Source organism: Streptomyces tauricus (assembly GCF_014650955.1).
Taxonomy (GTDB): domain Bacteria; phylum Actinomycetota; class Actinomycetes; order Streptomycetales; family Streptomycetaceae; genus Streptomyces; species Streptomyces tauricus.
This window is the reverse complement of sequence record NZ_BMVY01000093.1, coordinates 1-2,506: the sequence shown is the minus strand read 5'-3', so window position 1 is coordinate 2,506 and position 2,506 is coordinate 1. Positions and strand designations below refer to the sequence as shown.

Sequence of the window (2,506 nt, the reverse complement as noted above, 5' to 3'; positions counted from 1 at the left end):
GATCGACGCAGTCACCACCGGACACGGCATTGACCTCTACCGCCGGATTTAACGAACTACCGGTAGACAACAGCTCCGCTGTTCTGGTCGAACGTCAACCCTTACGGCACCTTCCGGCTCGACATGGACAAACGCCTCGGCCTGGCCGCTGCCATGCGCCGCACTCGCACTTCGGCGGACACCGCGACCTCCGCTGATGTATGACGCCGCGTCGGACCGTTCGTCCGAGCCCGGTCGACGCCGTCGCGGACCGTCTCGCCCTGGCCCAAGTCCCGGATCCGGGGCCGGGCGTCCGGGTCTGGTTCGGCTCCGGGTACGGAGCTCTTCGGGTCGCCGTTGTCAACAGCGGCCCGCTGACGGACGTGCTTACAGGTAATCCGGCATCGACTAGTCCCTCTCGGAAGGGAAGCGTCCGCCCAGCATCGTGGCATGGGCATGGCTTTCACGAAAGTACTCCCACGCTTCGAGAGAACTCTCTGGTGTAGGCCCACCAGGAGTGGCCGAATGTGGTCTGCGCAAAGCGTTGACTAGAAAGCGCTTGCACTTTACGTTCTGTCCAACAGGCTGACTGATCGGCTCCTCCTTGGGCGATACGCCCATCCTGTCGGCCTAACGAGTTCAGAGAGTCGCACTACAGACCTGTACATGAACTTTCAGGCGCCTCCGAAGGGACGCATTTCCATGCGTACTCGCCCTCCACATACACACGCGCAAAGATCACTGGCCACCGGCGTGGCCGCTCTCGCCCCGGTGACTGTCCTGGAGTCGGCTGCGGAGGCCTCGCCGATCAGTTTCGGCGCCGCGGCGACCGGCGGCGCCGCGGCCGTCACCGGCAACGCCGCCAAGGCTGACGGCCTGATCACGCTGAGCGGTCAGGTCGATGTCGGCTCCAATGCCACGGTGATAGGCGTCGGCTCCTCGTCCGGGTTCACCGGGGACGGGCTGCGACTGAAGAACGTGAGCAACGTCGTTGTCCGCAACCTGAGTATCAGCAAGCCGCTCGCGCTCTCCGACGGCGTGACTGTCCATGCGTCGACGAAGGTGTGGATCGACCACAACTCCTCTCCGGCCGACTGGGACCATGACAAGGACCACTTCAAGGGCTCGTTCGCCGGCCACAGTGACAGCAACGCGAGCGAGGACACTGGGCACCTGAAGGTGACGTACGACCACAACCGCTTCAGCAACGTCTACTCGCGCATCCCCAGCGTGCGTTTCGGCACCGGCCCCTTCTACGACGACCACGTCGTCGGGGCGGACACGGCCGTGCGCTCTCCGCAGAGGGCGCACAGACGTTCGTCGAGAACAGCGTCTTCCGCTCGACCAAGATCGCGGTCGTGACGAACCGGAGCAGCGACGTCGACGGATTCGCCAACCTGCGCGGCAACGACCTGGGTGGAGCCGCCACCGAGGTCTCGCGGGTCGGCACCTTCACCACCCCGCCGTATGGCTACACCGCCGAGCCGACCGCCTCGGTCATCGCCTCGGTGAAGAGCGGCGCGGGCGCCGGAAGGCTCTGACAACCCCCTCACACACAGAAGGAATCGGGACATGACTTCTGAAGCATCCTCGCGCGTCCGCGGGCGCGCACTGACCGGCTCACTTACCGCACTCGGCCTCTCCAGTGTCATGATCATGACATTCCAGGCGCCCACGGCGAGCGCGGCGACCTGGCCGACGCCCTCCAGCAGCCAGGGAGTGAGCTCGACCATCAACGTGTCCGGCGTCCGGGACGGCGGCATGGTGCGGTACTACGGCAGCGGTGACCTGGCCGGCGACGGCCAGGAAGAGGGTCAGGACCCGATCTTCAGTCTCACGGCCGGTGCGACGCTGAAGAACGTCATTATCGGCGCGCCCGGCGCCGACGGCATCCACTGTGAGGGCAACTGCACGCTGCAGAACGTCTGGTGGGAGGACGTTGGCGAGGACGCCGCGACCTTCCGCGGCGGCTCGACCTACACCGTGACCGGCGGTGGCGCGAAAAAGGCCGCCGACAAGGTCTTCCAGCACAACGGGCCCGGCACCGTGAACATCTCGAACTTCGCCGTCAGCGAGTTCAAGACGCTGTACCGCTCCTGCGGCGACTGCTCCACGCAGTACACGCGCAAGGTGAACCTCAGCAACATCGAGGTGACCGGAACGGGCTCCACCGCGCGGCTCGTCGGCATCAACGTCAACCGCAACGACGTGGCGACCCTGCGCGGCATCACGATCCTCAACGACGCGAGCCGCAAGGTCGTGCCCTGCCAGAAGTACAACAACACCACCGCCGTCGGGACCGGCCCCGACAGCACGAACTGCCTTTACAGCACGTCGGACATCACCTACAGGTAAGCCTGGCAAGCCCCGTTACCGCGGTAGGTGAGGCAGCCGTACGGAGCGACCAGGCGCATCACGCCCGGTGGCCGGTCTCTTGGGCCCCGGGGCGGGCCGCCTCCCTGTCGGGGTCTGTACGCTCACCGGTGTAATTGATGATCATGGAAGAGACATCAAGTGACTGACACCG

The 2,506-nt window shown here is 65.4% G+C and carries 1 protein-coding gene and 1 pseudogene; both read left to right on the top strand.

What is annotated here, in order from left to right; all coding sequences use genetic code 11:
• Positions 1 to 681: 681 nt before the first annotated feature.
• Positions 682 to 1,520 (top strand): annotated as a pseudogene (locus IE278_RS41690) (pectate lyase family protein).
• A gap of 31 nt (positions 1,521 to 1,551) precedes the next feature.
• Positions 1,552 to 2,334 (top strand): pectate lyase, encoded by a 783-nt coding sequence (locus IE278_RS41685; protein ID WP_189780243.1) that lies wholly within the window; start codon positions 1,552 to 1,554, stop codon positions 2,332 to 2,334.
• The last annotated feature ends 172 nt before the right edge of the window (positions 2,335 to 2,506 follow it).